Here is a 26,534-nt window from a genome sequence, read left to right on the forward strand (position 1 = left end):
CGATTCGGCTCAGCGACGGAACCACACGCCGCCGCGTTGTCGCACTTGGTCGGCGCTGGTCTCCATGACCCGGGTGACATCCGCCGGTGAACGGATGGCGCTGCCGACCCCCACGAGCAGACTGGCCAGCGCCCAGCGCAGCGGAACCAGCCCCAGGCGGTCGGCCGACTCCAGTGCGGCATCGGCGATGTCGCGGCACCCGGGCAGGTCGCCGGCCGTGCACAGCGCCGCGGCGAGCACCACCTCGGATTTGACCCGGTGCCGGGCCGAGCCGAAGCCGGCGGCGGCCGCGACGGCGCGCTGCGCCTGATGCACGGCGTCCGGCCCGTCGCCGCGGGCCATCGCCAATTCCGCCCGCACCCAGCCGAAGCGGATCGGCAGGCGGTCGTCGCGGGCGTCGTCGAGATACTCGCCGGCCCGTTCGAGGAGTCGCCGGGAGGCCGCGAGACGTCCGACTCCGAGCGCGTCGGCCGCGAGACCGATCAGTGCGTCGGCGTGCGCCGCCGGGCCGGCCGCGGCCTCCGCGACCGCCACGCCGTCCCACCGTCTGGCGGCGCGGTGACCGCCGAGCTGACGCAGGAACGAGGCGCGGGTGCTGGCCGCCAGCGATCGCAGCGACGGTTCGGCGCAGCGGTGCAGTGCGGCCAGGTCCGTCAGGGCCGCCGCATAGCGGCCCTGCCCGCCGGCGGCCACCGCGCGCAACCACGTCTCCTCCGGCGCGCCGGCCGAAGGCAACGGCCAACGCTGCGGCGCGGCGCCGAAGGCCGCGTCGGCGATAACGCCCGGCCCGTCCCGGACCCCTCCGATGATCGTCGTCATGGCACGGCGACCGTACCAACGACCGGGAAACCCCCGTGGCAAACGCGTTCGTCAATTCTTCGGGCGCGACGGTTAACACTTCATGCTGGCGGTGTTACGCCTGAGTTACGTTCGTGCCGGTGTTCTCGCCCGATTCGTGCGGATCAACTGCGCAAACCCCGCGGCGGCACGCCTCGCTACCATGTTTTGCGCCGACGGCAAGTCACAGAAATGAACGTGACGTAAATTCTCGAGCTGGCCGTATGTGATTGAGCACATGATCGGCCTATTGACGGAAATTCTTTCGCCCTTCTACGTTGTGTGCACGAGTGGTCACCGGCGACTACAGCTCGGAAGGTATTACGTACACAGGCTCTACCGCGTGGCCGAAATCGGCGCGTAGATAGGGGTTTTCCCATGCCACAGCCGCAGCAGTTGCCTGGCCCCAACGCCGACATCTGGGATTGGCAGATGCAGGGTCTTTGCCGGGGTGTCGACTCGTCGATGTTCTTCCATCCCGACGGTGAGCGCGGCCGGGCCCGCGCCCAGCGCGAGATGCGCGCCAAGGAAATGTGCCGCCGCTGCCCCGTCATCGCTCAGTGCCGCTCGCACGCACTGGCCGTCGGCGAACCCTACGGAATCTGGGGCGGGCTGTCGGAGGCCGAGCGCGAACTTCTGCTCAAACGCGGTATCCGCCGCACGGCCTGATCGCAATACCCCGGAAAGGCCCCCGCTCAGCAAACGCCGAGACGGGGGCCTTTCGCGCTCCCGAGCGGAAGCGGTCAACGCGGATCGGGCGTTGCCGTGACCGCACCCGGACGTGTCACCGCGCCAGTTCCTCCAGTACCGCCTCGGTGGTCGCCCAGTCCATGCACTTGTCGGTGACCGACTGCCCGTACGTCAACGGACGGCTCTGCGCGGATTGGGCGCCGCCGACGAGGAAGCTCTCCAGCATCACGCCGCTCACCGGCAGTCCGTCGCGGACCAGCGCCGCCACTTCGGCTGCCACCTCGGCCTGACGGATGTGGTCCTTCCCGGAGTTGGCGTGGCTGCAGTCGATCACCACCCGCCCGGGCAGTCCGGCCGACGCGAGCGCGGCGGCGGTCTGCGATACGACGTCCGCGCCGAAGTTCGGGCCGTTCGTCCCGCCGCGCAGGATCACGTGGCAGTCCTCGTTGCCGGCGGTGCTGACCAGCGCACCGCGACCGAGGTCGTCCATACCGAAGAAGACGTGCTGGGCGGCGGCCGCTTTCACCCCGTCGATCGCCACCTGGATGTTTCCGTCGGTGCCGTTCTTGAAGCCCACCGGCATCGAGAGCCCCGACGCCAGCTGGCGGTGCACCTGTGACTCGGTGGTGCGGGCACCGATCGCCCCCCACGCGACCGTGTCGGCGATGTACTGGGGGCTGAGCGGTTCGAGGAACTCACATCCGACCGGCAGGCCGATGTCGACGATGTCGAGCAGCAGCCGGCGAGCGACGCGAAGACCGCGCGAGACGTCGAAGCTGTCGTCCATGTCCGGGTCGTTGATCAGGCCTTTCCACCCGACGGTCGTCCTCGGCTTCTCGAAGTACACCCGCATGACGATCTCGAGCCGATCCCGGCACCGCTCGGCCACCTGGGCCAGCCGGGCGGCGTAGTCGACCGCGGCGACGGGGTCGTGCACCGAGCACGGTCCGACGACGACCAGCAGCCGGTCGTCGCGACCGGCGAGGATGTCGGCGATCCGGGTGCGGTCGGCGGCCACCTGTTCGGCCCGCCGGGCGCCGAGGGGGAATTCCGCGCGCACCGCGTGTGGGCTCGGGATCTCGCTGAAACCGCGGATCCTGCGGTCCGACGTGGCCGGCGGGGTGGCGGTCTGCGCCAGATTCATCTCGTCAGTGCCTTTCTGGGGTGGGGCACTGCGGATGTCCGGTGCCCTTGAATGACGAAAGGCAGCGACCTGGTGGTCACTGCCTGGGCTCCGGGTGGGTGCGTGCTTAGCGCTGCGCTCGTGCGGCTCCGCCCGGAGCCTGCATAAAGCGCCAATAAGCGACGCGCACACCGATGTTCACCGGCTCAGACTACACCCTGGTGTCGAGTCGTCAGACCGGGGCCGTCCGCGCTGCCCACGGCACCGCCCGCTCCAGCTGGGCGGCCAGGCGAATCAGCAGCGCCTCCCCCGCCAGCGGTGCGACGAACTGGACGCCCAGCGGTAGCCCGTCGGAGGTCCAGTGCAGGGGCAGCGAGATGGCCGGGCGCCCCGTCAGATTCGCCAGCTGGGTGTACGGCACCCAGCCGAGGTTCTGGTCGACCATGTCGTCGACGATCGAGGTGTGGCGCAACAGCCGGGCCGATCGGGTCTTCAGCAGGACGTCGGCACCCCGTTGCAGCAGCGGGGGCAGGTCGAACTCGCCGATCCTCGGTGGTGGCGTCGCCAGGGTGGGCGTGAGCAGCAGATCGTAGGAGTCGAAGAAGTGGGTCAGCCGCCGGACGTAGTCGTGACGCCGTCCCACGGCATCGACGTAATCGACCCCGCTGGTGGCCCGGCCGAGTGCGGCCATGATCAACGTGTCGCGTTCGAAGGCCTCGTCCCCCGCCCCGGTGCGGCGTTTGGTGTCGGCGACCTCCCAGGCGATGGTGACGAACCAGGTGAGCAGGAAATCCCTGGCGAGCGCGGCGTCGTCATACGGCGCCTCCGGCAGTTCGTCGACGTGATGCCCGAGGTCGGTCAGACCGCCGACGGTCGCCTCGATCGCCGCGTACGCCTCGCGGTGCGGCGCCGTGTTGATCGCCGACGGCACCCGCACCCCGATCCGCAGCCGGCCCGGATCCTGTCCGACGCATGAGACGAAGGGGTAATCCGGCATCGCCGGCAGGTAGTCGCCGGTGGGTTCGCCCCCGCTGATCACGTCGAGCATGCCCGCGGTATCGCGCACGGTTTTGGACACCACACCCTGGACCGCGGCACCGTGCATCGTCTCGCCGGTGATCGGGCCCATCGGCGTCAGCCCGCGGCCGGGTTTGAGGCCGACGAGTCCGCAGCACGCCGCCGGGATCCGGATGGATCCGCCGCCGTCGTTGGCTCCCGCGCACGGGACGATGCCCGCGGCCACGGCCGCCGCCGACCCGCCCGAAGATCCGCCGGGTGTGCGCCCGAGGTCCCAGGGATTGCGCGCCGGACCCCACGCGGCCGGTTCGGTGATGCCTTTGGCGCCGAACTCGGGGCAGTTCGTCTTCCCGAAGATCACCAGCCCGGCGTCCAGCCAGCGCTGCACGACCGTCGCGTGTTCGGTGACCGGAATGCCCATCAGCGAACGGGAGCCCTGCGAGGACGGCAGGCCGGCATAGTCCTGCGCGAGGTCTTTGATCAGGAACGGGACGCCGGCGAACGGTCCCGTCGAGGTGTCCGCCGAACGGTCGGACACCGCACGCACGATGGCGTTGATGCGGGGGTTCACCGCCGCCGCCCGTTCCTGGGCCAGCGTCAGCAGTTCCGCAGCCGAGACGTCACCGGCGGACACCAGCTGCGCCAGGCCGGTGGCGTCGTACGTGCGGTACTCGTCGAATCTCACCGGGCGACCGTACCGCCGCGACCGGTCGATCTCAGTCGGCGGAGCTCAGCACGGCCTGCCCGGCGAGTCGGGTGCCCCGGTTGCGGCGCCGCGCCGCCAGCCGCCGTCGGCGGACCTTGAACGAACTCCACTCGCCGAGCGTGACTCCCGCGGCCAGTGCGGTCCCGATGGCGAAGGCACCGAGTACCGAGGCGAATCCCACCGCATGCTGATCGTTGAGGATGGCGTAGACGCCGTGCAGAAGCGCCAGACCGGGCAGCAGCGGCACGATTCCCGCGATCGACACCACGAGCGGCGGCGCCAGGTTGCGACGTTCCATCAGCCGGCCGACCAGACCGATCGGCACCGCGGCGATGAACGACGCGACCACCGCGCCCAGTCCGGCGCCCTGGGCCAGCAGGAATGCGATGGTGCCCGCGGCCCCGCCGAAAGCCGCGGCGATCGCCGACGACCGTTCCGCGTAGCAGGCCAGCGCGTACGCCGCCGCGCTCGCCGCCCCGAACGCGATACGCGCCGGGAACTCCGCCAGCGCGGGCGGCGGGTTCGCACCGATCGCGACGAACGGCGCGCCGAACCGACTGGTCAGATGCAGGACGACGGCGACGCCGGCGATCGTCGCGCCGGTCATCATGACGAGCTCGAAGAAGCGGCCGGCCGCGGTGACGGGCGCACCGCTGATGACGTCGCCCACCGACCCGACCAGGGAGAGGCCGGCCAGGAGGACGACCAGGCCGGCCGCGATCGCCACCGTCGGCCCGAAATGCAACCCCAGCTTCGGGCTGAGCCAGTACAGCAGGATCGGCGGCAACGTCGCGATGGCTCCGCCGACGACGTACTGGAAGAAGAACGGCAGTCCGTGCCGGTTGAGCCATCGGTTGACCCGGTCGATGGTCATCGCGCTCACCGCGCTGACCGCGCAACCCAGCCACGTCGCACCCAACGTGCCCGCCGTCGCGAACGCCAGGGCACCCCACGCCAGCGTGGCGATCCAGCGCTTGTACGGATGCGGCGCGATGGTGATGGCGGTCAGTTCGTCGTGGGCGTCCGCGCACGACACCTCGCCCGCCCGGATGCGGGTGATCAGCCGGTCGACGGCGGCCAGCCGGCTGAAGTCGATCGATCGTGATTGCACGATGTGCAGGGTGCTGGCGGGCGGCACGGACGGGCCGCGGTAGGCCGCGATGTGGATGGTCGTGTTGATGACGTCGACCTCGATGCGCCGGATCCCGTAGGCGGCGGCCACCGCGGTCACCTGGTCCATCGTGGCGGTGGCCGGGGTGCCGGATGCCATGAGGATCGCGCCGATGTTCCCGGCGAGGTCGAGGACCTCACCGACGCGCGCCGATTCGGCCTCGTCGAGTTCGGAACGGGTGGCGTTCGCGATCCGCGGCATCGCGTCGGTGGGTGGGTCGGTCTCCCGGACCATGCGGGTCAGCAGGTCGAGATGACGCGATTTGGCCGACGGGCCCGTGCGGCCACGGGTCGACTCCACCACTGTGCCCCCTTCGATTCGACGAACTCCCGACCCACCGTCGCGTGGTCAGGAGCGAAATCGATTTTACTCATGTCACCGAAGCCGGTCACGCTGTCCCGGCTGTGAGTGTCCGCACACGGTGAGGGGTGCGCTCAGGTGCGGGTCCAGGGCTGACAGTTACGCGATTCGAAGGCCATCACGGTGTCGTTGATGTTGGCGTATATCGGCCCGATGGACATGTTCGTCGCGACGATGTGGTCCTTGTCCGGCGCCGGTGTGCCGTAGGTGAACCAGACGCACATCGACCCCTCGGTCGGTACGTCGTTGATCCAGACGGCCCAGGTCGATGCCGTACCGGCGCTGCGGTAGAGGCCCGGCGCGATATCCCGGCCGGCCAGGAAGAAGCCGTCACTGGGGATCGGGTTCAGCGGTTCCGCGCCGGCCGGCGCGGCCGTCACCACCGCCGCCACCGTGAGGAGGAATCCGGCCGCGGCGTGGGTCAGGCGCGCGCTGGGCATGGTCCCCGCAGCGTAAGCCGCCGCCCGGCCCCGCACGCGGATTCGGCCACTTCGGCGGGACGGCGCCCGAGCCCGACCATAAGTACGGTGATGCCGTGCAGACCCGCCAGATCGACAGCCCCTGGGCGCCGGTGTCGGTGCACGAGGACGGTGGCCTGATCCATGCGCGAGGCATCCCCTATGCGGAGGCGCGACGGTTCGCCCCGCCCGAGCCCATCAGTACCCCCGTCGGTGTCGTCGACGCGACCCGGCGCGGCCCCGTCTGCCCGCAACGGCCGTCGCGGCTGGAGTTCGTCACCGGCCCGGTGGTCGATCGGCTCGCCAGCAGCGAACGGTGTCAGGTACTGAGCGTCACCGCACCGGTCGACGCGGCCGGGTTGCCGGTGATGGTGTGGTTCCACGGCGGCGCGTACGTCGCCGGTGGCGGTGAAGCGGCCGGTTACGACCCGGACCTGCTGGTCGGCGAGGGCGGTGTCGTGGTCGTCACGGTGACCTACCGGTTGGGCCTGCTCGGCTACTTGAACCTGCACGACCCCGGCACCGAGAATCTGGGCCTGCGTGACCAGCTCTGCGCACTGCAGTGGGTCCGTGACAACATCGCCGCCTTCGGCGGTGATCCGCAGCGCGTCACCGTGTTCGGGCAGAGTGCCGGCGGGGACTCGGCGATGTCGCTGCTGTTGTGCCCGGAGGCCGCCGGACTGTTCAGCCGAGCTATTCTGCAGAGCGCGCCGCTGGGCCTGCGCGGCAGCCGGACCGCGTTGACCGCCGCGATGCGCGAGGCCGCCACCGCCGCGCTGGCGGGCACGCCGGCTGCGCAGGCGAGCACCGAAGAGCTGCTGGACGCCCAGGCTGCCGCCGCCGCGGTGGGCCCGCGGTTCGGACTGCTCGGACTCATGCCCTTCGCACCGCTGATGAATCACGCACCGCTGCCGCCGGAGTCCGACGTCGACGAGCGGCTTGCCGACGCCGCGACCCGGGTGGAGATCCTGGTCGGCTACACCCGCGACGATGCGATGCCGTTCGTCGTCCTGAGCTCGAGAGGAGCGCGGCTGTGGCGCCTCGGTCCGATCGGGCGGGCTGCGGTCTCGGTCGCCGCGAGGAGGGCGACCCATCGGATCTTCGGCCGGGGGGCCATCGACCTCGCGCGCACCTGGCGCGCCGCGGGAGGGCGGGCGGTCACCTTCCGCGTCGACTGGTCACCACCCGGCGCACCGCTGGGCGCCTGCCACTGCATCGACCTGCCGCTGCTCTTCGCTAACCCGGGGGTCTGGTCCGGCGCGCCGATGCTCGGCTCCGATCCCGACGCGCTCTACGAGGGCCCGGGACGCGCGATGCGCCTTTCCTGGAGCACCTTCGCCCGCGACGGCGCGGCCGGGTTGCCGGCCGGCACACTCCGGATCCGGTGACCGTCAGCCCAACGGCGAGGTGCGCGAGCCGATCTTGTCGGTGGTCTCCAGGGGAACCCTGGTGCCGTTGAGGAACAGACTCAGCAGGCTGAACCAGCCGATCGTGACGACGTACTTGCGTGTCGTGGTGACCCCGAACCTGTCGAGCAGCGCCTGCAGGGTGGCATCGGTCAGCGTGCCGGAGCCGAGGAGCTCATCGGTCGCCGCCATCAACAGCCGGTAGTCGGGCGCGAGGTCCGCCACGGGTGCGTCGCCGGCGATCGCATCGATCTCGGCGGTCGACAGGCCCGCGTTGCGGCCCATCTGTTCGTTGGCCTGCCACTCGTAGGGGCTGTCCAGCACCGACGCCGCGCGCAGAATGATGACTTCGCGATGCCTGGCATCGATGTCGGGCTCGCCGAACACCGCCTGAACCATACCTGCCAGCGCCGGGAAGAAGTTCCCGGTTCCGCTCATCATCTTCATGACGTTCAGTGCGGTGTCGGGGTCGTACCCGGGGCCCACCGCATCGGCGATCTCGGCGTCGTCGGGTAGTGGCACCACGACAGCCGCTCGGTAGTGCGTTGGCTTTCCCATGAATCGTCCTCTCGTCCGGTCTTCCAGTCGGGACAACGGAAAGCCCCCGAGGACACATCCCTAAAAAGGGTGCCGACATCAAGGCACCCCCGGCCCATCAGGACCGGGGGTGCCTCGTCGTGAACTACCTAGTGGGCGTGGCCGTGATGGCCGTGCCCGTGATCCTCTTCCTCGGCCGGCTTGTCGACCACCGCGGTCTCGGTGGTGAGCACCATCCGTCCGACCGAGGCCGCGTTGAGCACCGCCGAACGGGTCACCTTGACCGGGTCGACGACGCCTTCGGCGACCAGGTCGCCGTAGGACAGCGTGGCGGCGTTGAAGCCCTGCCCGGCCGGCAGCTCGCCCACCTTGTTCACCACGACGGAGCCGTCGAGCCCGGCGTTGGTGGCGATCCAGAACAGCGGAGCCGACAGCGCCTTGGCGAAGACCTCGACACCGAGCGCCTCGTCGCCCGACAGTGACGAGCGCAGTCCGTCGAGCGCGGAGCGCGCCTGCACGAGGGCCGCACCGCCACCGGTGACGATGCCCTCCTCGACCGCCGCCTTGGCCGCGGCGACCGCGTCCTCGACGGCTTCCTTGCGCTTCTTCAGATCGGTCTCGGTGGCCGCACCGACCTTGATCACCGCGACGCCGCCGGCCAGCTTGGCCAGACGCTCCTCGAGCTTCTCGCGATCCCAGTCGGAGTCGGTGTTCTCGATCTCGGCGCGCAGCTGCTTGGCCCGGTCGGCGACGGCGTCCTGCCCGCCGCCGCCGTCGACGATCACCGTGCTGTCCTTGCTGACCACCACGCGCCGCGCGGAGCCGAGCACGTCGAGGCCGACCTCCCGCAGCGTCAGGCCGACATCGGGGTTGACCACCTGTCCGCCGGTGACGATCGCGAGATCCTCGAGGAACGCTTTGCGGCGATCGCCGAAGAACGGCGCCTTGACCGCGACGGCCTTCAGCGTCTTGCGGATGGCGTTGACGACCAGGGTCGACAGCGCCTCACCCTCGATGTCCTCGGCGATGATCACCAAGGGCTTACCCGACTCGGCGACCTTCTCCAGCAGCGGCAGCAGGTCCGGCAGCGAGCTGATCTTCTCGCGGTGCAGCAGGATCAGCGCATCCTCGAACACCGCTTCCTGGGCGTCGAAGTCGTTGACGAAGTACGCCGAGATGAAGCCCTTGTCGAAACCGACGCCCTCGGTGATCTCCAGCTCGGTGTTCAGCGTCGAAGACTCCTCGACGGTGACCACGCCGTCGGCGCCGACCTTGGTCATCGCTTCGCCGACCAACTCGCCGATCACCTCGTCGCGCGAGGAGACGGTCGCCACCTGGGCGATCGCCTTCTTGTCGTCGACCGGGGTGGCCGCGGCCAGCAGCGCCTCGGACACCGCGTCGGCGGCCTTGCTGATGCCCGCCCCGAGCGCGATGGGGTTGGCGCCCGCGGCGACGTTGCGCAGCCCGGCCTTGACGATCGCCTGGGCGAGCACCGTCGCGGTGGTGGTGCCGTCGCCGGCGATGTCGTTGGTCTTGGTGGCCACCGACTTCACCAGCTGGGCACCGAGGTTCTCGAACGGATCCTCGAGGTCGATCTCCCGGGCGATGGTCACACCGTCGTTGGTGACGGTGGGGCCGCCCCACGATTTGGCCAGCACGACGTTGCGGCCGCGCGGTCCGAGGGTCACCTTGACCGCATCGGCGAGCTTGTCCACACCGACTTCCATTGCACGCCGCGCAGTTTCGTTGAATTCGATCTGCTTGCTCATATGTGTCTTCCTGTTTTCGGCAGGCAACGCATGCCGCCCCGGACATCACCCGTCACAACGGGGATCTCCGGGGCGGACACGGGTGCTTACTTGTTGACGACAGCCAGCACGTCGCGGGCCGAGAGGATCAGGTACTCCTCGCCGTTGTACTTGATCTCGGTGCCGCCGTACTTGCTGTAGATGACGGTGTCACCCTCGGAGACGTCCAGCGGAATCCGCTTCTCGCCCTCGTCGTCCCAGCGGCCGGGGCCGACGGCGACGACAGTGCCCTCCTGCGGCTTCTCCTTGGCGGTGTCCGGGATGACCAGACCGGAAGCGGTCGTGGTCTCGGCCTCGTTGGCCTGGACGAGGATCTTGTCCTCGAGTGGCTTGATGTTCACGCTCGCCACGATGGAGCCCTCCACTAGTTCGGTGTAGGTCCGGGTTCGTCGCCGGACCGGTGTTGTCGATGCGTTACCAGGTGTTCGGCATGCGTCCGGGCTCGGATGCGTCGTCGTCGCGGGTGCCGACGCGGAGTTTGGCCGCCTGCCACCTAGCACTCTATACACGCGAGTGCTAGCGCTCAAGGGTGGGTGGGTGCCGAATCAGGCCACCTGGCTGTGCACCACCGGTAGGCCGGGATCACTGGCCGCGTCCAGCGGCGACGGCGCCGCGCCCGCGGCGATCAGATGGGCCGCGAACGACGCGATCATCGCGCCGTTGTCCGTGCACAGCCGGGGCCGCGGGACGCGCAGCGTCAGTCCTGCCTGCGCGCACCGCTGCTCGGCCAGCTCACGCAGCCGGGAGTTCGCGGCGACCCCGCCGGCGATCAGCAGCGTCGACACCGCCAACCGCTCGCAGGCCCGCACGGCCTTACGGGTCAGCACGTCGGCCACCGCCTCCTGGAACCCGGCGGCGACGTCGGCCTGGGATGCCTCCGGATGGGCTTCGACGTAGCGGGCCACCGCCGTCTTGAGGCCCGAGAAACTGAAAGCGAACGGATCGTCTCGGGGGCCGGTCATCCCGCGGGGGAACACGATCGCCTCGCGGTCACCGTCGCGAGCCAGTTCGTCGAGCACCCGCCCACCCGGATAGCCGAGGCCGAGCAGCCGGGCCACCTTGTCGTAGGCCTCGCCCGCGGCGTCGTCGACCGTGCTGCCCAGTTCCACGATCGGTTCGCCCAGCGACCGCACGTGCAGCAGGTGGGTGTGCCCGCCGGACACCAGCAGCCCCACGCTCTCGGGCAGCGGCCCGTGGTCGTAGACGTCGGCGGCCAGGTGCCCGCCGAGGTGGTTGACCCCGTAGAACGGCACCCCCCAGGCCGCCGCGTACGCCTTGGCGGCCGCGACCCCCACCAGCAGCGCGCCGGCCAGCCCCGGGCCGATGGTGGCGGCCACCACGTCGGGCCGCGCCACCCCGGCGGTGTCCAGCGCCCGCCGCATGGTCGGACCGAGCGCCTCCAGGTGCGCCCGGGACGCGATCTCGGGCACCACGCCGCCGAAGCGGGCGTGTTCGTCGACGCTGGAGGCGACCTCGTCGGCGAGCAGGGTCACCGCGCCGTCGCCGGTGAGTTCGGCGATGCCGACTCCGGTCTCGTCGCAGGAACTCTCGATGGCCAGGATGATCACGGTGTCTGCTGCCTCGCGGGGCTCGGGGGGTCGCGCCTCATCGTATAGGCGTCCGCACCGCTGATCCGGTAGTAGCGCTTGCGCACCCCCACCCGGACGAAGCCGACGCTCTCGTAGAGCTTCAGCGCCGGTTCGTTGTCGGTGCGCACCTCCAGGAAGATGGTGCCGTCGCCGGCGACCTCGAGCAGATCGTCCAGCAGCCGCCGGCCGATCCCCCGTCCCTGATAGTCGGGGTCGACGCCGATGGTGTGGATCTCGTATTCGAACGGTGCGCGCCGGCCCAACCGCGCGATCCCCGCGTAGCCGACCAGCGTGCCGTCGGCACGGGCCGCCGCGTAGTGGGTGTGGCCGGCGGCGAGTTCGGCACGAAACGCCCGCGCCGGCCACGGGTCGTCGCCGGGGAACAGGATCGACTCCAGCTCAGCGCACCGCGCCGCGTCGTCCGTGTTCAGAACGTCGTAGCTGACGGTCATCCGGGCCGGCGCTTCGGCTCGGCGGGCGGGGTCGCGTCGGGTCGGCGCAGATACAACGGGACGAGCGGCTCCGGCTCCGCGGTCCAGTCCGATACGGCACGGGCCAGCCCGAGGACGGTCGGGTACTGCGGCGCCCGCGCCAGGGCCTCCGCGGCGCCGGGCACGTCGGCGGGCGCGTCGACCGCGGGACCGTCGACCCGAACGCCGTCGCGGTAGCGGGCCCAGTACACCTCGCGACGCCGGGCGTCGGTGACCACGAGCACGTCGCCGGAAGTCTGCACCCCGATCGCATCGAGGCTGCACACGCCGTGCACCGGGATGCCGAGCGCATGGCCGTAGGCGGCGGCGCTGGCCATCCCGACCCGCAGACCGGTGAACGGGCCGGGACCGCACCCGATCACCACCGCGTCGAGATCGGCCATGGCGACGCCTGCGTCGGTCAGGGCGGCCAGCACGTTGGGCGTCAGCTGTTCGGCATGGGCACGCGCGTCGACGGTGACCCGTTCGGCCAGGACGGTGACCTCGCTGCCGGTCAGGCGCGCGACGCCCGCGGTGACGGCCGGGGTGGCGGTGTCCAGCGCCAGGACGAGACGGCTCACCGCCGGCTCCACTGCCAGATCGCGGTGCGGGTCTCGGTGTCGCGGGCGCGTTCCAGCCGGATGTCGAGGTGGTTGTCGGAGAGCCGTTCGGCGATGCCCTCCCCCCATTCCACGACGACCACGGCGTCGTCGAGATCGGTGTCCAGGTCCAGGGAGTCGAGTTCGGCGAGCAGATCCGCGCCCGCATGGTCGAGCAGGCGGTACATGTCGACGTGCACCATCGCCGGACGGCCCGCCCGGCGGGACCGGTGCACCCGCGCCAGCACGAACGTCGGCGACGTCACCGGCCCCTCGACGTCGAGTGCCTGCGCGATTCCCTTGGCCAGCACGGTCTTTCCCGCACCGAGGGGTCCGGCCAGCACCACCACGTCACCGGCGCGCAGGTCAGCTCCCAATTCGGCGCCGAACGCGACGGTGTCCTGCGCGGTCGGCAACTGCGCCGTCCCGCCCGAATGGTCAGCCACGCGAGCGCACCCGCTCCCGGATCCGGCGGGTCAAGGCCACCAGCTTGGACGGGGTGGCCCGCTCGACCAGGCGGACGAGCGCCTCGTCGATGGCCTCGGGATCCTCCAGCTGCACCAGATGTCCTGCGCCACCGACGATCACCAGTTCGCTCCTGGGCAACGCATCGGCCATGTCTTGTGAGTACTCCATCGGGGTCAGCAGATCGCGGTCGCCGCACGCGATCAGCGTCTGGATCTTCGCCAGTGTCGGTAGCGCCTCGGTCTCGTCGTGCACCTCCAGGGCATGGAGGAATTCGACCAGCGTCGCGATCGGGGTGTCGTGCATCATTCGCTCGGAGAACGCCACCACCGACGGGCTGATCTTCTCGTCGCCGTAGGACGCGGCCCGCAGGACCGGGCCGATCACCGCGCGGGCCAGGCCTCGGGTCCGGTGCACCGTCTTGGGGGCGTAGCGCGCCGCGAAACGCGCCGCCTCGAGCACCGGGTTCTTGAGGATCTCCCCCAGCGGCGAACGCGAAACCCCTTCGGCGGCAGACGAGATCAGTGCGGCGCCGACGATGCGGGTCGGATAGCGGTGCGGGAACTGCCGGGCATGGGACAGCACCGTCATCCCGCCCATCGAATGTCCGACCAGCACGACCGGACCCCGGGGAGCCACCACGGCCAGCACCGATTCGAGATCCTGACCGAGCTGAGTGACGGTGTAGGTGTCCGGCGGGGCCTGCCCGGACTGACCGTGACCGCGCTGGTCGTAGAACACCATCCGGACCTGGTCGCCCCACTGGTCGCGCAGCCGGGCGCGCTGGAAGTGGAACGCTCCCATCCGAAGGCAGAAGCCGTGGGCGAACACCACGGTCAACGGCGCATCGGCCGGGCCGACCTCGCGAACCGCCAGGGGGACGCCGTCGACCGTGGTGACCACCGAGCTGCGGTCCGCGTCGAGCAGTTCGAAGTCCTCGCCGGTATAGGGGTCGTCCCGGCTGACCCGCCGGGTCAGCGACCGGGCCACGGTGACGCCGGCCAGCGACCCGACGGCCGCCAGCCCCGCCACGCCCGCCAGCCAGCCGGCGCCGATGAGTCCGCGGACCGGCGCGGAGCCACCCTCGCTCATCGCGGGCCTCCGACGTAGCTGCGCGTCACGCGGCCACGTGGACTCGTGACGATCTCGTAGGTGATCGTGCCCAGTTGGTCGGCCCAGTCCAGTGCGGTGGGTTCGCCGCGCGTGCCCGGTCCGAAGAGCACCGCATCGTCGCCCTCGGACACCTCGACCGGTCCGGGTCCGAGATCGACGACGAACTGGTCCATGCAGACGCGGCCGACGGCGGGATAGCGGCGGCCGTTGATCCAGACGTCGAAGCGTCCGCTGAGATTCCGGAACACACCGTCGGCATACCCGATCGGCAACAGCGCCAAAGTGGTGTCGCACACGCTGATCCACGTGTGTCCGTAGGACACCCCCGTCCCGGCCGGCACCGCACGCACCTGCGCGACGGGGCAACTGAGCGTCATCGCCGGGCGTAACCCGAGGTCACCGAGGGCGGGGATGGGGCTCTGGCCGTACACCGCGATACCGGGTCTGACCATGTCGTAGGCCAGATCCGGCCGGGTCATCGCCGCGGGCGAGTTGCACAGATGCGCCTTCTCGATGCGCACACCCGCGTCGGCGGCCGCGCGGCGGAACTCGGTGAACCGCTGCGCCTGCTGGTCGTTGACCGGGCTGGTGGGTTCGTCGCCACAGGCCAGATGCGACATGATGCCCCGCACCCGCACCGCGTCGTCGGCCACCGCGCGGCGCAGCGCGTCGAGCAGCTGCGGAAACTCCGCAGGGCTCACCCCGTTGCGGCTCAGCCCGGTGTCCACCTTGACCGTCACCTGGGCGGTGCGTCCGGTACGCCGCACCGCATCGAGCAGTTCGTCGAGCTGACGCACCGACGACACCGCGAGCTGTACGTCTGCGGCCAGCGCGGGCGCGAAGTCGGTGCCGGGCGCGTGCAACCAGGCCAACAGGGGCGCGCCGACCCCGTCCCGGCGCAGCGCCAGCGCCTCGGAGACGGTCGCCACCCCCAGTTCGACGGCCCCGGCGGCCAAGACCGTGCGGGCCACCTGCGCCGCACCGTGGCCGTAGCCGTCGGCTTTGAGGACGGGCATCACGTCGGCCGAGCCGGCGCGTTCAGCCAGCACCGCCATGTTGTGGGTGATGGCGTCGAGGTCGATGAGCGCCCGCGCGGTGGGGGTGGCTGCTGTGGTTTCGGTTGTGTGCATGGTCATGTCACCGCCGCCGATTGTCCCAGAACCGCGATCGGCGATGCCGCGGGACCGACGGGGTTTATCCAGGGGGTGCACAGGCAACTAGTGGCGTGGCGGTCCGACCGCATCCGTCTCCGCTCGGATGCGCGCGCTGCGACTGCGGAGGATGTCCGATGGCGAGAGGAATCCGGCCCGGCCGGCTCCGGGCGCATTCACCCCGCGCCCCGCACGACCACATCGGATCGGTTTCGCTACCACAGGGCACGCTGGGCCTGTTGATCACCTTCGCCGCCGACCTGGCGATGGCGAGCCTGGCGTCGGTGGTCGGTTTGGAATGGGCGAATGCCAGCGGCTTTCCGCTGCCACCGGTGTGGATGATGGCCTGCTATGCGCCGATGGTCCTGATCATCTTCGCCGCCCGCTCGGCGTACCGGCGCAGACTGCACACCACCCTGATCGGTGAATTCATGTCGGTGCAGAGCACCGCGGCCTTGGCGGCCATCCTGCTGCTGGCCGGCATGGTGCTCACCGGCGTCTCCGGCGAGGTGGACGAAACCATCGCCAAGGTGTGGTTCGCGACGGCGGTCTTCCTGCCGACCGGCAGGCTGTCGGCGATCGTGTTCAAACGAGCGATCCGGCGACGCCGGCGGCTGCAGTCGCCGACGCTGATCATGGGCAACGGGTCGATCGCCTGCCATCTTGCCCGGCGGTTCATCGACAATCCGCGCTACGGCATCCGCCCGGTCGGTCTGGTCGACGCCGACGCGCCCTGGACCTCGACAGGCCAGGACAGCCCCATCGCCGCGGTGGGTTCCCCCGCGACGATCTCCGAGGCGATTCGCCAGACCGGCGCCGAAGCGGTCGTGGTGGCGTTCTCCCGGACCCGGGACCAGGAGTTGATCCCGGCGATCAGAACCGCGCGCCTGGCCGGGCTGACGGTGTGGGTCGTTCCGCGCATGTTCGACACCATCGGCAGGAACTCCCGCGTGGACTACGTCGGCGGACTGCCGGTGCTGACCCTGTCGAGCACCAACCCCAACGGCTGGCAGTTCGCGGTCAAGTACGTCGCCGATCGGGTGGCGGCGGCCGCCATCCTGCTGGCGATCTCTCCGCTGTTCCTGCTCCTCATGGCCGCGGTCAAGGCGACCTCACCGGGTCCGGTGTTCTTCAGCCAACCCAGGATCGGCCGGGACGGGATCGTGTTCGACTGCCTGAAGTTCCGGTCGATGCGTCCGGCGCACGACTCCGACGGAGCGTTCGTCCCCCGCCCGGGCGGCGCCCCCGGCGGGGTGGAGGGCACCGATCGTCGCACGGCGGTCGGGAGGTTTCTGCGGTTGACCTCCCTGGACGAACTCCCGCAGCTGATCAATGTGATCAGGGGCGAGATGAGCCTGGTCGGACCCCGTCCGGAACGCCCCGAATTCGTCGACATGTTCAACACCCAGATCCGGCGCTACGGTGAACGACACCGCGTCAAGGCCGGCATGACCGGATGGGCCCAGGTACACGGCCTGCGCGGGCAGACGTCGATCGACGACCGCGCCGAGTGGGACAACTTCTACATCGAGAACTGGTCTCTGCTGCTCGATCTGCAGATCCTCCTCATGACCGTGGCGGCGGTGCTGCGCCCGACCGAGAAGTTGTCGCGCACAAAGGTGATCGCCCCCGCCGCCACCCTCGGCGCTCCGGAGTTCGACGGGCCGACGGTTTCGGTGGACGCACCACACGCCCATCCAGTCGGCCCCGACGATCTGCATGTGGTGGCCTCGGCCACCGCGGATGCGGCCTCCCAGCTGACCCAGCAGATCAGGGGATGGCTGGCCCGCCGGGTCCGCGTCGGCGCACAGCGTCGTTCCGACATCATGTTGGCGGCCTACGAGGCGCTGTCCAACTGCGCCGAACATGCCTACCGCCGCGACGCCGGCCCGACCGAGATGATCCTCGACGTCACCTACGACGCCCCGTCGATGACGGTGCGGGTCTGCGTCAACGACCACGGCGGTTGGGTGGACCCCGATATGCGACCCGCCGAGGCGATCACCCGTGGCCGCGGCCTCAAACTCATGCGGGTCCTGAGCGACGAAGCCAGCCTCGACGGCCGACCCGATGGCACCACCGTGTGTCTGCACTTCGGGCTTTGCCCACCGGCCGACCCCGAACCCCCGGAATCGGCCGGCGAGGACGTCAGTGCGCGAACGGATGGGCGTCGTCGAAGTGTCCGCCCGGCTTGAGCTCGTCGAGGTGCTTGAGCACGTTGACCATGTCGTCGTGCAGCGCGCGGGCCAGATCGGCGGAGAATCCTTCGCGGACCACGATCCGCAGCACCGAGACGTCCTCGGCGCCCTCGGGCATGGTGTAGGCCGGCACCTGCCAGCCGTAGCCGCGCAGCGCCTGGGAGATGTCGAATTCCGTGTACCCGGGATCACCCTTGAGCTTGAAGCTCACCACCGGGATCGCCGAACCGTCGGTGATCAGATCGAAGTGCTCACTGTCGCGTAGCTGGTCCCCCAGCCAGCGTGCGGTCTGCGACAGGCAGCCCATCACCTGTCCGTAGCCGGCGCGCCCCAGCCGCAGGAAGTTGTAGTACTGGCCGACCACCTGGTTACCGGGTCGCGAGAAGTTCAGCGTGAAGGTCGGCATGTCCCCGCCGAGGTAGTTGACCCGGAACACCAGCTCCTCGGGCAACTGCTCGGCGTTGCGCCACACCACGAATCCGATGCCGGGATAGGTGAGCCCGTACTTGTGACCGCTGACGTTGATCGACACCACGCGGGGCAGCCGGAAGTCCCATTCCAGGTCCGGGTGCAGGAACGGCACCACGAATCCGCCGCTGGCGGCGTCGACGTGGACGGGGATGTCCAGGCCCTTGTCGGCGGCCAGTCCGTCGAGCGCCGCGCAGATCTCGGCGATCGGTTCCAGTTCACCGGTGTAGGTGGTGCCCAGGATCGCCACCACCCCGATGGTGTCCTCGTCGACATGCTCGAGCACCTGCTCGGGGGTGATGACGAACCGGTCCTCCTCCATCGGCAGATAACGCGGTTCGACGTCGAAGTAGCGGCAGAACTTCTCCCACACCACCTGGACGTTCGCTCCCATGACCAGGTTGGGAGTCCGGCCCTGCCAGTTCGAGTTACGTTGGCGCCAGCGCCATTTCATCGCCAATCCGGCCAGCATCACGGCTTCGCTGGAGCCGATCGTCGACACTCCGACCGCACTCTGCGGATCGTCGTCGCGCAGGTTCTCGGCGTGGAACAGGTCGGCGACCATGCACACGCAGCGCTGCTCGATGGCCGCAGTGGCGGGGTACTCGTCCTTGTCGATCATGTTCTTGTCGAATGTCTCGGCCATCAGTTTCTCGGCCTCGGGGTCCATCCAGGTGGTGACGAACGTCGCCAGATTCAGCCGGGAGCTGCCGTCGAGCATCAGCTCGTCGTGAATGAACCGGTAGGCGGCCTGCGGATCCATCGCCTCGTCGGGCAGGCGCAGCGAGGGCACCGGCGCCATGGCCAGCCGGCCGGTGTAGGCGGGAGCGATCTGAGGAGCACGAACGTGCTTGGGCGACATGGAGAGTCCTTTCGGGGTCAGATGCCGGCGACTGCGGAGCGAATGTGGGCGAGGATGCGCGACGCCGAGGTCGGCGCCGGGCGGGGACCGGGATCTGCCGCTGAGGCATTGGCGGCATGAGCGTGGACGAAGGCGGCGAATGCGGCCGCCTCCCCGGCGGGCAGCCCGGCGGCCAGCAGCGCGCCGATCATTCCCGACAGCACATCTCCCGAACCCGCTGTCGCAGCCCAGGATCCGCCGGCCGGGTTCAGAAAGGACCGACCGCCGTCCGGTTCGGCGACGACGGTGACGTTGCCCTTGAGCAGGACGGTCACACCGAGCTGGTCGGCCAGCCGACGCGCGGCGGCGACGCGATCGTCACCGGGCGGCGATCCTGCCAGCCGCTTGAACTCCCCGGCGTGCGGCGTCAGCACGGTGGGGGCTCGGCGGTCGGCGACCAACTCCGGGTGCGCGGCCAGCAGCGTCAGTCCGTCGGCGTCCACCAGCACCGGAAGATCCGTCTCGAGGGCGAAACACAAAGCGGAGGCCCCGGTTTCGTCGGTGCCCAGGCCGGGCCCGACCACCCAGGCCTGCACCCGTCCCGCGGCCTGCGCATTGGGTGCGGCAACGACCTCCGGCCAGTGCGCAACAACCTGTTCGGCCGCGCTGCCGGCGTAGCGCACCATGCCGCTGGTGGCTGCGACGGCAGCCCCTGTGCACAGGATCGCAGCGCCGGGATAGGCCGTCGAGCCGGCGAGAACGCCGGTCACGCCCTGGGTGTACTTGTCGTCCTTCGGGCCGGGTTTGGGCCAACCCGCACGGATGTCGGACGCCTCGACGCCGAGGACGTCCGACGGCGGGAGATCCAGGCCGATGTCGATGAGTTCGACGCGTCCGCAATCACCCAGCGCGTGGACGGGTTTGCGGCCACCGAAGGTGACGGTGAGCGCGGCGGACACATGCGCCCCGCCGGCGGCGCCGGTCGCCACGTCCAGCCCGCTGGGGATGTCGACGGCGACTACGGGGATCGCGGCGTCGTCGACCGCGGCGAACACCGCGGCCGCATCGGGGCGCAACCCGCCGCTGCCGGAGATGCCCACCACTCCGTCGATGACCAGATCGGTTGCCGGAGGAACTGATTGGACCACCCGCCCGCCGGAACGGAGGAATGCGGCCAGGCCGCCCGGGTGGGCGCGCTCGGGATTGAGCAGCAGCGCGGTGGCCGATGCGCCGCGGCGCCGCAGCATTGTCGCCGCCCACAGCGCGTCGCCGCCGTTGTCGCCGGATCCGACGACTGCGCAGATCCGTCGCCCGGCGATCCCGCCGGTACGGTCGACCAGTTCGCGGCCGATGGCGGTGGCCAGGCCGTAGGCCGCCCTGCGCATCAGCACACCGTCGGGCAGGCTCTGCAGCAGAGGCGCTTCGGCGTCACGGATCGCATCCGCGCTGTAGTAGTGCCGCATCGGCACCAGCCTACGTCGGCCACGCGGGTGCGCCGGGGCTATTCGAAGTGATGGCACATGCTTGGCTGCCGGAGTCCCCGGGTCACCCGGTCGACGTCAGGGCTGAGCTGCGGAGCCCCGGTCGATACGGCGCGACCGCACTGATTGCACACCCCAGGCGCCCGGACCCGTGACAGCCAGCAGCAGGAATGCGAAGCAGTACAGCATCGCCGTCTCGCCGCCGTTGACGGTCGGCCAGAAACTCTCGGGGAAGTGCTGCCAGAAGTACGCGACGGCCATGGTGCCGGCCGCCAGGATGGCCGCGGGCGCGGTGAAGAGCCCGATCGCCACCAGCAGGCCCGTCACCACCTCGATCACCCCCGCGTACCAGGACGGCCACCGGCCCACCTCGACCGGCGAGCCGTCCGGGAAGCCGAACAGCTTTGCGGTGCCGTGGGTCAAGAAGGACAGGCCGACGATGACCCGGAACACGGCCAACGCGGCGGGTGCGAACGGAGCGAGGCGTGACGTCATGAGCGCCAGACTACGAGGACCGCGGTCCGGATAACGGCCTACGTCACGACGCCTCCCGCGCTCGTCCTGCATCGTGCTCACTCGGTATGTCGTACGCGTTCGTAGTGCCGGCGCGCCTTCATCCGGTTGCCGCACTCCTGCATCGAGCACCAGCGTCCCCGGCCGGCCCGGCTGCGGTCGAGCAGGAACAGTCGGCACTCGTCATTGGCACACGGCCGCAACCGCCCGGGCATCTCCCGCTCCAGCTCCCCCCAGGCGAGCACCATCGACCCCGCCCAATCGGCCTCGGTCGCCCAGTCCAGCCCACCATCGGTGAGCACCGGCGTGCGGCGGACGTCGCGCAGGTACGGCTCGAGTATCCGCGCGTCCGCCTCGCGGCGGATCACCCGCTGCAGGTCGTCGCGCAGCCGTCGCGCGGTACCCACCGCCACCCCCGTGACGTCATGGGCGCTCAACCAGTCGGCATCCAGCGCCTCGGTGACGCGGCCGTGCACCACCGGCGACGTGTTCACCAGCTCGAGAATCACCTGACGCACATCCATCTAACCACCATAGTCGACTTGACAGGTTAGGCGCTCCAACGTTGACTGTTTCTAACCAGACAAATCGGACTGAGGAGTTAGATATGCGCACCCATCACCGCTACGCCGAGATCGCCGGCCGCCGGATCTTCTACCGGGAGGCCGGCGATCCCGCCGACCCCGCCGTGGTGCTGCTGCATGGAACTCCGGCCAGCTCGCACATGTACCGGCGGCTCATTCCGGCGCTGGCCGACCGCTATCACGTGATCGCCCCGGACTATCCCGGCTTCGGCCACTCCGACGTACCGCCGGCCGCCGAGTTCGCCTACACCTTCGACAACCTGGCCGATCACGTCGATGGATTGCTCGATCTCCTCGGCCTGCAGCGCTACGCGCTCTACGTCCAGGATTACGGCGCACCCGTGGGTTGGCGGCTGGCGCTACGGCATCCCGAGCGGATCTCCGCGATCGTCACGCAGAACGGCAATGCCTATGTCGAAGGCTTCGTCGGTGACGCGATGGAGCCGCTGTTCGCCTACGGCCGCGAACGCACCGAGGCGAACGCGGCCGCACTGCGCGAGCTGATCAGCGTCGAAGGCCTCGAATGGCAGTTCACCCACGGCGTCTCCGACCCCACCGTGGTCGACCCGGACGTGTGGCTGGCCGCCCATGCGGCGGTGGCGTCGAGCCCCGACCGGATCGACGCACAGCTCGAACTGTTCGCCGACTATCTGTCCAACGTCGAGCTGTATCCCCAGGTTCACGAGTACTTCCGGTCCGCGCAGGTGCCGCTGCTGGCCGTGTGGGGCCGTAACGATCAGATCTTCGGCCCCGCCGGGGCGCTGGCCTTCGCACGCGATCTGCCGGCGGCCGAGATCAATCTGCTCGACGGCGGCCACTTCCTGCTGGAGAGCCGGCTCGGCGAGGCCGTCGCCATCATCGAGCCCTTCCTGGCCCGGCACGCGTGAGAGCCGACCGGAGAAGTGACTTTGGACCCTCGAGACCAGGACCTTTCGGCGCTTCGCCAGGCCGCCGACCCGCCTAGGGTCGGACTCAGCGCGGAACAGCAAAGTCGCCTTGGTCGTTCCCCGTCAGGCGAAACCGGAGGCGGCTGCGACGTTGAGCACCCAGCGTCCGTCCTGTTCTCGCCGAACCGGCCCGACTATTCGACGGTGACGGACTTGGCCAGATTGCGTGGTTTGTCCACGTCATAGCCGCGAGCGCGAGCCACCTCGGCGGCGAAGATCTGCAGCGGGACGGTGGACAGCAGCGGCTGCAGCAGCGTCGTGGTGGCGGGGATCTCGAAGATGTGATCGGCGTAGGGGCGCACGGTGTCGTCACCCTCCTCGGCGATCACGATCGTCACCGCGCCACGGGCCTGGATCTCGCGGATGTTGGACAGCAGCTTGGCGTGCAGCAGCGAGGCCCCCTTGGGCGACGGCATCACGACGATCACCGGCAGATCCTCGTCGATCAGGGCGATCGGACCGTGCTTGAGCTCCCCGGCGGCGAAGCCCTCGGCGTGCATGTACGCCAGCTCCTTGAGCTTGAGCGCCCCCTCGAGAGCCACCGGGTAGCCGACATGGCGACCCAGGAACAGGATGGTCGGCTTGTCGGCGAAACGGCGGCCCAGTTCGGCCACGCCGTCGAGATGTTTGAGCACCTGCGCCACCAGCGCCGGCATCGCCTCGAGTTCGCGGTATTCGCGCGCCACCTCGTCGGGGTACTTCGTGCCGCGGGCCTGGGCCAGCGCCAGCCCGACCAGGTAGTTCGCGGCGACCTGGGCAAGAAACGTCTTGGTGGCGGCGACCCCGATCTCCGGGCCGGCGCGGGTGTAGAGCACGGCGTCGGCCTCACGCGGGATCTGGCTGCCGTTGGTGTTGCAGATCGCCAGCACCTTGGCCTTCTGCTTCTTGGCATGCCGGACCGCTTCGAGGGTGTCGGCGGTCTCGCCGGACTGCGAAATCGCCACCACCAGGGTGCTTCGGTCCAGTACCGGGTCGCGGTAGCGGAACTCGCTGGCCAGCTCGACCTCGACCGGAAGCCGGGTCCAGTGTTCGATCGCGTATTTGGCCAGCAGGCCAGAGTGGTAGGCGGTGCCGCAGGCGACCACGAACACCTTGTCGATGTCGCGCAGCTCCTGATCGCTCAGCCGCTGCTCGTCGAGCACGATGCGCCCGTCGGCGAAATGCCCGAGCAGCGTGTCGGAGACCGCGGCCGGCTGTTCGGCGATCTCCTTGAGCATGAAGTAGTCGTAGCCGCCCTTCTCGGCGGCCGACAGATCCCAGTCGATGTGGAACTCGCGGGCACTCGCATCGTCCCGGTTGCCCTGGAAGTCGTAGATCTCATAACCGTCGGCGGTGATGACCACCGCCTGGTCCTGACCGAGCTCGACCGCATGACGCGTGTACTCGATGAACGCCGCCACATCGGAACTGACGAACATCTCCGCGTCCCCCACACCGACCACCAGCGGGGTGGACCGACGCGCGGCCACGATGGTGCCGGGCTCGTCGGCGTTGGCGAACACCAGCGTGAAATGCCCTTCCAGCCGCCGCAGGACCGCCAGCACGGAGGCGGCGAAATCGCCGGCGGTGTCACCGTGGCGGTATTGCCGCGCGACCAGATGCACGGCGACCTCGGTGTCGGTGTCGCTGGCGAATTCCACGTTCTGAGCCTCGAGCTCGGCGCGCAGCGCGGCGTAGTTCTCGATGATGCCGTTGTGGACGACGGCGATCTTGCCTTCGGCGTCACGGTGGGGATGGGCATTGCGATCGGTCGGCCGGCCGTGGGTGGCCCATCGGGTGTGGCCGAGACCGGTCTGACCGTCCAAGACTGCGGCGTCGGCGCATTCCAGGACCTCGCCGAGGTTGACCAGGCGCCCGGCCTTGCGGTGCACACTCATCCCGCCGCGCCCGTCGAGCAATGCGATGCCCGCCGAGTCGTACCCGCGGTATTCCATGCGGTGCAGCGCATCGACCACGATGCCGCAGGCCGGACGGTGCCCGACGTATCCGACGATTCCGCACATGAGCATCCAGGATAGTCCACGTGGCGCATACCCCCGGGTGAGCTACGGTCGTCTCGTGGCCGGCACCAAGAAGCTGTTCAAGGCTCTGACCCGACGGGGTCCACACCGCGTTCTCCGAGGTGATCTGGCCTTTGCCGGCCTCCCGGGCGTCGTGTACACCCCTGAGTCCGGACTGAATCTGCCCGGGGTGGCGTTCGGCCACGACTGGCTGGCACGTGGCCAGCGTTACAACGGAACCCTCGAACACCTGGCGTCGTGGGGCATCGTGGCCGCCGCGCCGGACACCGAGACCGGGCTGGCCCCGTCGGTGCTCAACCTCGCCTTCGACCTGGGTACGACCTTGGACATCATCACCGGCGTCCGCCTGGGCCCCGGTAAGATCAGCGTCCATCCGACCAAACTCGGGGTCGCCGGACACGGCATCGGCGGTTCGGCAGCGGTGTTCACCGCGGCCGGCATGCCCGGCCGGCTCAAGGCGGCGGCCGCGCTGTTCCCGACGGTGTCGCGCCCGCGGGCCCAGCAGCCCGCGGCCGGCCTGCAGACTCCCGGCCTGATCCTGGCCGATCCCGGCGATCCCATGTCACTGCGGTCCAACGCGGTCGAACTGGCCCGCGCCTGGAAGCCGGCGACGCTACGAGCGGTGAACAAAGTCACCGCAGGTGGGTTGGTGGAGGGCCGCCGACTGGCCCGCGCTGTCAAGCTGCCCGGGGAGGACAAGGGCACCCAGAAGATCGTCCGGGCGTTGCTCACCGGCTATCTGCTCCACGAGCTCACCGGCGACAAGATCTATCGCGACTTCAGCGACCGCGAGGCCATCCTGCCCAAGACCGAGGTGCTCGACCCGTTCTCCGACGATCCGGTCGACCTCGAGAACAAGGTCGTCGCCCTGCTCAAACCCTGACCCCAGGGCACCCCAACCAACCGGTTGGGTGCTATAACTTCGTGATGCGTACAGGCATCTTCCTCAGCTATGCCGGTGGGTTCCGTGAGGCCGTCGAGGACGTCGTGGTACTCGAGCAGGTCGGCGTCGACATCGCCCTGGTGGCCGAGGCCTATTCGTTCGACGCGATCAGCCAGCTCGGCTATCTGGCAGCCAAGACCACGCGGATGGAGCTCGGGTCCGGCGTCGTCCCGATCTACGTACGCACACCATCGCTGCTGGCGATGACCGCCGCGGGCCTCGACTACGTTTCCGACGGCCGCTTCCGGTTGGGCATCGGCACCTCGGGCCCTCAGGTGATGGAGGGTTTCCACGGCGTCGCGTTTGACGCTCCGCTGGGCCGCACCCGCGAGGTGGTCGAGATCTGCCGCATGGTGTGGCGCCGTGAGAACGTCGAATTCGACGGCCGTCACTACCAGATCCCCTTGCCCAGCGACGGGCCCAACGCCCGCGGCACCGGACTGGGCAAACCGCTGCATCTGATCAATCACCCAGTGCGCGAACGCATTCCGATCACGATCGCCGCACTGGGTCCCAAGAACGTCGAGCTGACCGCCGAAATCGCCGAAGGTTGGCAGCCGGTGTTCTTCTATCCCGAGCGTGCCGACACGGTGTGGGGCGACGCGTTGCGCGCCGGCTTCGCCAAACGCGATCCCGCGTTGGGACCGCTCGACGTCATGGTGAGCGCCGCCCTGGCCGTCGGTGACGACGTCGACGACCGACTCGGGTGGGTCAAACCGCAACTGGCGCTCTACATCGGCGGCATGGGCGCTCGCGGCAAGAATTTCTACCACCAGCTCGCCACCCGGTACGGCTACGGGGAGGTCGCCGATCGGATCCAGGATCTGTACCTCGCCGGTGACAAGGCCGCTGCCATCGACGCCGTGCCCGACGATCTCGTCCGCAACGTGTCACTGGTCGGTCCGAGGAGCTTCGTCAAGGAGCGGCTGGCCGCCTACGCCGAGGCCGGTGCCACCACCCTGCTACTCCAGCCGCTGGCCACCGACCGCCGGGAGTCGATCCGCTTCGTCGAAGAGCTCAATTCACTGCTGCCATAGG

Annotated in this window: 25 protein-coding genes; 6 read left to right on the forward strand and 19 right to left on the reverse strand. The window is 69.6% G+C overall.

Annotation, left to right across the window (positions count from 1 at the left end; all coding sequences use genetic code 11):
- Positions 1 to 9: 9 nt before the first annotated feature.
- Positions 10 to 819 carry a hypothetical protein gene (locus ACN27E_RS11995; RefSeq protein WP_422749315.1) on the reverse strand — a complete coding sequence of 270 codons (810 nt, stop codon included), beginning with the start codon at positions 817 to 819 and terminating at the stop codon, positions 10 to 12.
- Positions 820 to 1,215: 396 nt separating this feature from the next.
- On the opposite strand from ACN27E_RS11995, the gene ACN27E_RS12000 reads away from it, so the two are divergent.
- The gene (locus ACN27E_RS12000; RefSeq protein WP_422749317.1) at positions 1,216 to 1,506 is read left to right on the forward strand and encodes a WhiB family transcriptional regulator; all 291 of its coding nucleotides are present in this window, start codon (positions 1,216 to 1,218) and stop codon (positions 1,504 to 1,506) included.
- 115 nt (positions 1,507 to 1,621) lie between these two features.
- Here the strand turns inward: ACN27E_RS12000 and ACN27E_RS12005 are convergent, their stop codons facing one another.
- The 4 genes from ACN27E_RS12005 to ACN27E_RS12020 form a co-directional block, all read right to left on the reverse strand.
- Positions 1,622 to 2,671, reverse strand: a complete 1,050-nt coding sequence (locus ACN27E_RS12005) for a 3-deoxy-7-phosphoheptulonate synthase (protein ID WP_422749318.1) — start codon at positions 2,669 to 2,671, stop codon at positions 1,622 to 1,624.
- 211 nt (positions 2,672 to 2,882) lie between these two features.
- On the reverse strand, positions 2,883 to 4,352 hold the full coding sequence (locus ACN27E_RS12010) for an amidase (protein WP_422749320.1): 1,470 nt from the start codon (positions 4,350 to 4,352) through the stop codon (positions 2,883 to 2,885).
- Positions 4,353 to 4,383: 31 nt separating this feature from the next.
- Positions 4,384 to 5,847 (reverse strand): threonine/serine ThrE exporter family protein, encoded by a 1,464-nt coding sequence (locus tag ACN27E_RS12015; protein WP_422749322.1) that lies wholly within the window; start codon positions 5,845 to 5,847, stop codon positions 4,384 to 4,386.
- Positions 5,848 to 5,978: 131 nt separating this feature from the next.
- Positions 5,979 to 6,344: a hypothetical protein gene (locus ACN27E_RS12020; RefSeq protein WP_422749324.1), complete on the reverse strand. Its 366-nt coding sequence runs from the start codon at positions 6,342 to 6,344 to the stop codon at positions 5,979 to 5,981.
- Positions 6,345 to 6,439: 95 nt separating this feature from the next.
- Between ACN27E_RS12020 and ACN27E_RS12025 the strand changes: the two genes are divergently transcribed.
- The gene (locus ACN27E_RS12025; protein WP_422749325.1) at positions 6,440 to 7,750 is read left to right on the forward strand and encodes a carboxylesterase family protein; all 1,311 of its coding nucleotides are present in this window, start codon (positions 6,440 to 6,442) and stop codon (positions 7,748 to 7,750) included.
- Between the two features lie 3 nt (positions 7,751 to 7,753).
- Here the strand turns inward: ACN27E_RS12025 and ACN27E_RS12030 are convergent, their stop codons facing one another.
- From ACN27E_RS12030 to alr, 9 genes are all read right to left on the reverse strand, one after another.
- Entirely contained in the window at positions 7,754 to 8,326 is a 573-nt protein-coding gene (locus ACN27E_RS12030) for a carboxymuconolactone decarboxylase family protein (protein ID WP_422749327.1), read from the reverse strand.
- 128 nt (positions 8,327 to 8,454) lie between these two features.
- The gene (gene groL / locus ACN27E_RS12035) at positions 8,455 to 10,074 is read right to left on the reverse strand and encodes a chaperonin GroEL (protein ID WP_422749329.1); all 1,620 of its coding nucleotides are present in this window, start codon (positions 10,072 to 10,074) and stop codon (positions 8,455 to 8,457) included.
- An 86-nt stretch (positions 10,075 to 10,160) separates the two neighbouring features.
- The gene (groES, locus tag ACN27E_RS12040; RefSeq protein WP_041310041.1) at positions 10,161 to 10,463 is read right to left on the reverse strand and encodes a co-chaperone GroES; all 303 of its coding nucleotides are present in this window, start codon (positions 10,461 to 10,463) and stop codon (positions 10,161 to 10,163) included.
- A gap of 195 nt (positions 10,464 to 10,658) precedes the next feature.
- Positions 10,659 to 11,681, reverse strand: coding sequence for a tRNA (adenosine(37)-N6)-threonylcarbamoyltransferase complex transferase subunit TsaD (gene tsaD / locus ACN27E_RS12045; RefSeq protein WP_422749332.1), 1,023 nt, complete (start codon positions 11,679 to 11,681; stop codon positions 10,659 to 10,661).
- Positions 11,678 to 12,154, reverse strand: coding sequence for a ribosomal protein S18-alanine N-acetyltransferase (rimI, locus tag ACN27E_RS12050; RefSeq protein WP_422749334.1), 477 nt, complete (start codon positions 12,152 to 12,154; stop codon positions 11,678 to 11,680). The genes tsaD and rimI overlap by 4 nt, the downstream gene beginning before the upstream one ends.
- Positions 12,151 to 12,753, reverse strand: a complete 603-nt coding sequence (tsaB, locus tag ACN27E_RS12055; RefSeq protein ID WP_422749335.1) for a tRNA (adenosine(37)-N6)-threonylcarbamoyltransferase complex dimerization subunit type 1 TsaB — start codon at positions 12,751 to 12,753, stop codon at positions 12,151 to 12,153. The genes rimI and tsaB overlap by 4 nt, the downstream gene beginning before the upstream one ends.
- Positions 12,750 to 13,217, reverse strand: a complete 468-nt coding sequence (gene tsaE, locus ACN27E_RS12060) for a tRNA (adenosine(37)-N6)-threonylcarbamoyltransferase complex ATPase subunit type 1 TsaE (RefSeq protein WP_422749337.1) — start codon at positions 13,215 to 13,217, stop codon at positions 12,750 to 12,752. Before tsaE ends, tsaB begins: the two co-directional genes overlap by 4 nt.
- The gene (locus tag ACN27E_RS12065) at positions 13,210 to 14,328 is read right to left on the reverse strand and encodes an alpha/beta fold hydrolase (protein WP_422749338.1); all 1,119 of its coding nucleotides are present in this window, start codon (positions 14,326 to 14,328) and stop codon (positions 13,210 to 13,212) included. Before ACN27E_RS12065 ends, tsaE begins: the two co-directional genes overlap by 8 nt.
- The gene (alr, locus tag ACN27E_RS12070; protein WP_422749339.1) at positions 14,325 to 15,479 is read right to left on the reverse strand and encodes an alanine racemase; all 1,155 of its coding nucleotides are present in this window, start codon (positions 15,477 to 15,479) and stop codon (positions 14,325 to 14,327) included. The genes ACN27E_RS12065 and alr overlap by 4 nt, the downstream gene beginning before the upstream one ends.
- Positions 15,480 to 15,637: 158 nt before the next feature.
- Between alr and ACN27E_RS12075 the strand changes: the two genes are divergently transcribed.
- Positions 15,638 to 17,695 carry an exopolysaccharide biosynthesis polyprenyl glycosylphosphotransferase gene (locus ACN27E_RS12075; RefSeq protein ID WP_422749341.1) on the forward strand — a complete coding sequence of 686 codons (2,058 nt, stop codon included), beginning with the start codon at positions 15,638 to 15,640 and terminating at the stop codon, positions 17,693 to 17,695.
- Here ACN27E_RS12075 and ACN27E_RS12080 read toward each other — a convergent pair.
- The 4 genes from ACN27E_RS12080 to ACN27E_RS12095 all read right to left on the reverse strand — a co-directional run bounded on the left by ACN27E_RS12080 (position 17,649) and on the right by ACN27E_RS12095 (position 21,525).
- Positions 17,649 to 19,028 (reverse strand): glutamate decarboxylase, encoded by a 1,380-nt coding sequence (locus ACN27E_RS12080; protein WP_422749342.1) that lies wholly within the window; start codon positions 19,026 to 19,028, stop codon positions 17,649 to 17,651. The genes ACN27E_RS12075 and ACN27E_RS12080 overlap by 47 nt on opposite strands.
- Before the next feature lie 17 nt (positions 19,029 to 19,045).
- Entirely contained in the window at positions 19,046 to 20,470 is a 1,425-nt protein-coding gene (locus tag ACN27E_RS12085; protein WP_422749344.1) for an NAD(P)H-hydrate dehydratase, read from the reverse strand.
- Between the two features lie 96 nt (positions 20,471 to 20,566).
- Entirely contained in the window at positions 20,567 to 20,983 is a 417-nt protein-coding gene (locus ACN27E_RS12090; protein WP_422749346.1) for a DoxX family protein, read from the reverse strand.
- Positions 20,984 to 21,060: 77 nt separating this feature from the next.
- Positions 21,061 to 21,525: a CGNR zinc finger domain-containing protein gene (locus ACN27E_RS12095; protein WP_422749348.1), complete on the reverse strand. Its 465-nt coding sequence runs from the start codon at positions 21,523 to 21,525 to the stop codon at positions 21,061 to 21,063.
- 83 nt (positions 21,526 to 21,608) lie between these two features.
- Here ACN27E_RS12095 and ACN27E_RS12100 point away from each other — a divergent pair, with 83 nt between their 5' ends.
- Positions 21,609 to 22,472: an alpha/beta fold hydrolase gene (locus ACN27E_RS12100; protein WP_422749350.1), complete on the forward strand. Its 864-nt coding sequence runs from the start codon at positions 21,609 to 21,611 to the stop codon at positions 22,470 to 22,472.
- 194 nt (positions 22,473 to 22,666) lie between these two features.
- Here the strand turns inward: ACN27E_RS12100 and glmS are convergent, their stop codons facing one another.
- The gene (gene glmS / locus ACN27E_RS12105; RefSeq protein WP_422749352.1) at positions 22,667 to 24,535 is read right to left on the reverse strand and encodes a glutamine--fructose-6-phosphate transaminase (isomerizing); all 1,869 of its coding nucleotides are present in this window, start codon (positions 24,533 to 24,535) and stop codon (positions 22,667 to 22,669) included.
- A gap of 55 nt (positions 24,536 to 24,590) precedes the next feature.
- On the opposite strand from glmS, the gene ACN27E_RS12110 reads away from it, so the two are divergent.
- Together ACN27E_RS12110 and ACN27E_RS12115 are read left to right on the forward strand one after the other, a co-directional pair.
- Entirely contained in the window at positions 24,591 to 25,436 is an 846-nt protein-coding gene (locus ACN27E_RS12110; protein WP_422749354.1) for a dienelactone hydrolase family protein, read from the forward strand.
- 44 nt (positions 25,437 to 25,480) lie between these two features.
- On the forward strand, positions 25,481 to 26,533 hold the full coding sequence (locus ACN27E_RS12115; RefSeq protein WP_422749355.1) for an LLM class F420-dependent oxidoreductase: 1,053 nt from the start codon (positions 25,481 to 25,483) through the stop codon (positions 26,531 to 26,533).
- The last annotated feature ends 1 nt before the right edge of the window (position 26,534 follow it).

The organism is Mycobacterium sp. WMMD1722, assembly GCF_049315205.1.
Taxonomy (GTDB): domain Bacteria; phylum Actinomycetota; class Actinomycetes; order Mycobacteriales; family Mycobacteriaceae; genus Mycobacterium.

What these genes read in the sequence shown, in the direction of transcription:
- ACN27E_RS11995 (WP_422749315.1), bottom strand. Translation starts at nt 819, where the DNA reads ATGACGACGATCATCGGAGGGGTCCGGGACGGGCCGGGCGTTATCGCC.
- ACN27E_RS12115 (WP_422749355.1), top strand. Translation starts at nt 25,481, where the DNA reads ATGCGTACAGGCATCTTCCTCAGCTATGCCGGTGGGTTCCGTGAGGCC.
- ACN27E_RS12090 (WP_422749346.1), bottom strand. Translation starts at nt 20,983, where the DNA reads ATGACGTCACGCCTCGCTCCGTTCGCACCCGCCGCGTTGGCCGTGTTC.
- groL (WP_422749329.1), bottom strand. Translation starts at nt 10,074, where the DNA reads ATGAGCAAGCAGATCGAATTCAACGAAACTGCGCGGCGTGCAATGGAA.
- ACN27E_RS12005 (WP_422749318.1), bottom strand. Translation starts at nt 2,671, where the DNA reads ATGAATCTGGCGCAGACCGCCACCCCGCCGGCCACGTCGGACCGCAGG.
- ACN27E_RS12080 (WP_422749342.1), bottom strand. Translation starts at nt 19,028, where the DNA reads ATGTCGCCCAAGCACGTTCGTGCTCCTCAGATCGCTCCCGCCTACACC.
- ACN27E_RS12085 (WP_422749344.1), bottom strand. Translation starts at nt 20,470, where the DNA reads ATGCGGCACTACTACAGCGCGGATGCGATCCGTGACGCCGAAGCGCCT.
- ACN27E_RS12000 (WP_422749317.1), top strand. Translation starts at nt 1,216, where the DNA reads ATGCCACAGCCGCAGCAGTTGCCTGGCCCCAACGCCGACATCTGGGAT.
- ACN27E_RS12030 (WP_422749327.1), bottom strand. Translation starts at nt 8,326, where the DNA reads ATGGGAAAGCCAACGCACTACCGAGCGGCTGTCGTGGTGCCACTACCC.
- ACN27E_RS12095 (WP_422749348.1), bottom strand. Translation starts at nt 21,525, where the DNA reads ATGGATGTGCGTCAGGTGATTCTCGAGCTGGTGAACACGTCGCCGGTG.
- ACN27E_RS12100 (WP_422749350.1), top strand. Translation starts at nt 21,609, where the DNA reads ATGCGCACCCATCACCGCTACGCCGAGATCGCCGGCCGCCGGATCTTC.
- ACN27E_RS12020 (WP_422749324.1), bottom strand. Translation starts at nt 6,344, where the DNA reads ATGCCCAGCGCGCGCCTGACCCACGCCGCGGCCGGATTCCTCCTCACG.
- ACN27E_RS12075 (WP_422749341.1), top strand. Translation starts at nt 15,638, where the DNA reads ATGGCGAGAGGAATCCGGCCCGGCCGGCTCCGGGCGCATTCACCCCGC.
- glmS (WP_422749352.1), bottom strand. Translation starts at nt 24,535, where the DNA reads ATGTGCGGAATCGTCGGATACGTCGGGCACCGTCCGGCCTGCGGCATC.
- rimI (WP_422749334.1), bottom strand. Translation starts at nt 12,154, where the DNA reads ATGACCGTCAGCTACGACGTTCTGAACACGGACGACGCGGCGCGGTGC.
- ACN27E_RS12065 (WP_422749338.1), bottom strand. Translation starts at nt 14,328, where the DNA reads ATGAGCGAGGGTGGCTCCGCGCCGGTCCGCGGACTCATCGGCGCCGGC.
- alr (WP_422749339.1), bottom strand. Translation starts at nt 15,479, where the DNA reads ATGCACACAACCGAAACCACAGCAGCCACCCCCACCGCGCGGGCGCTC.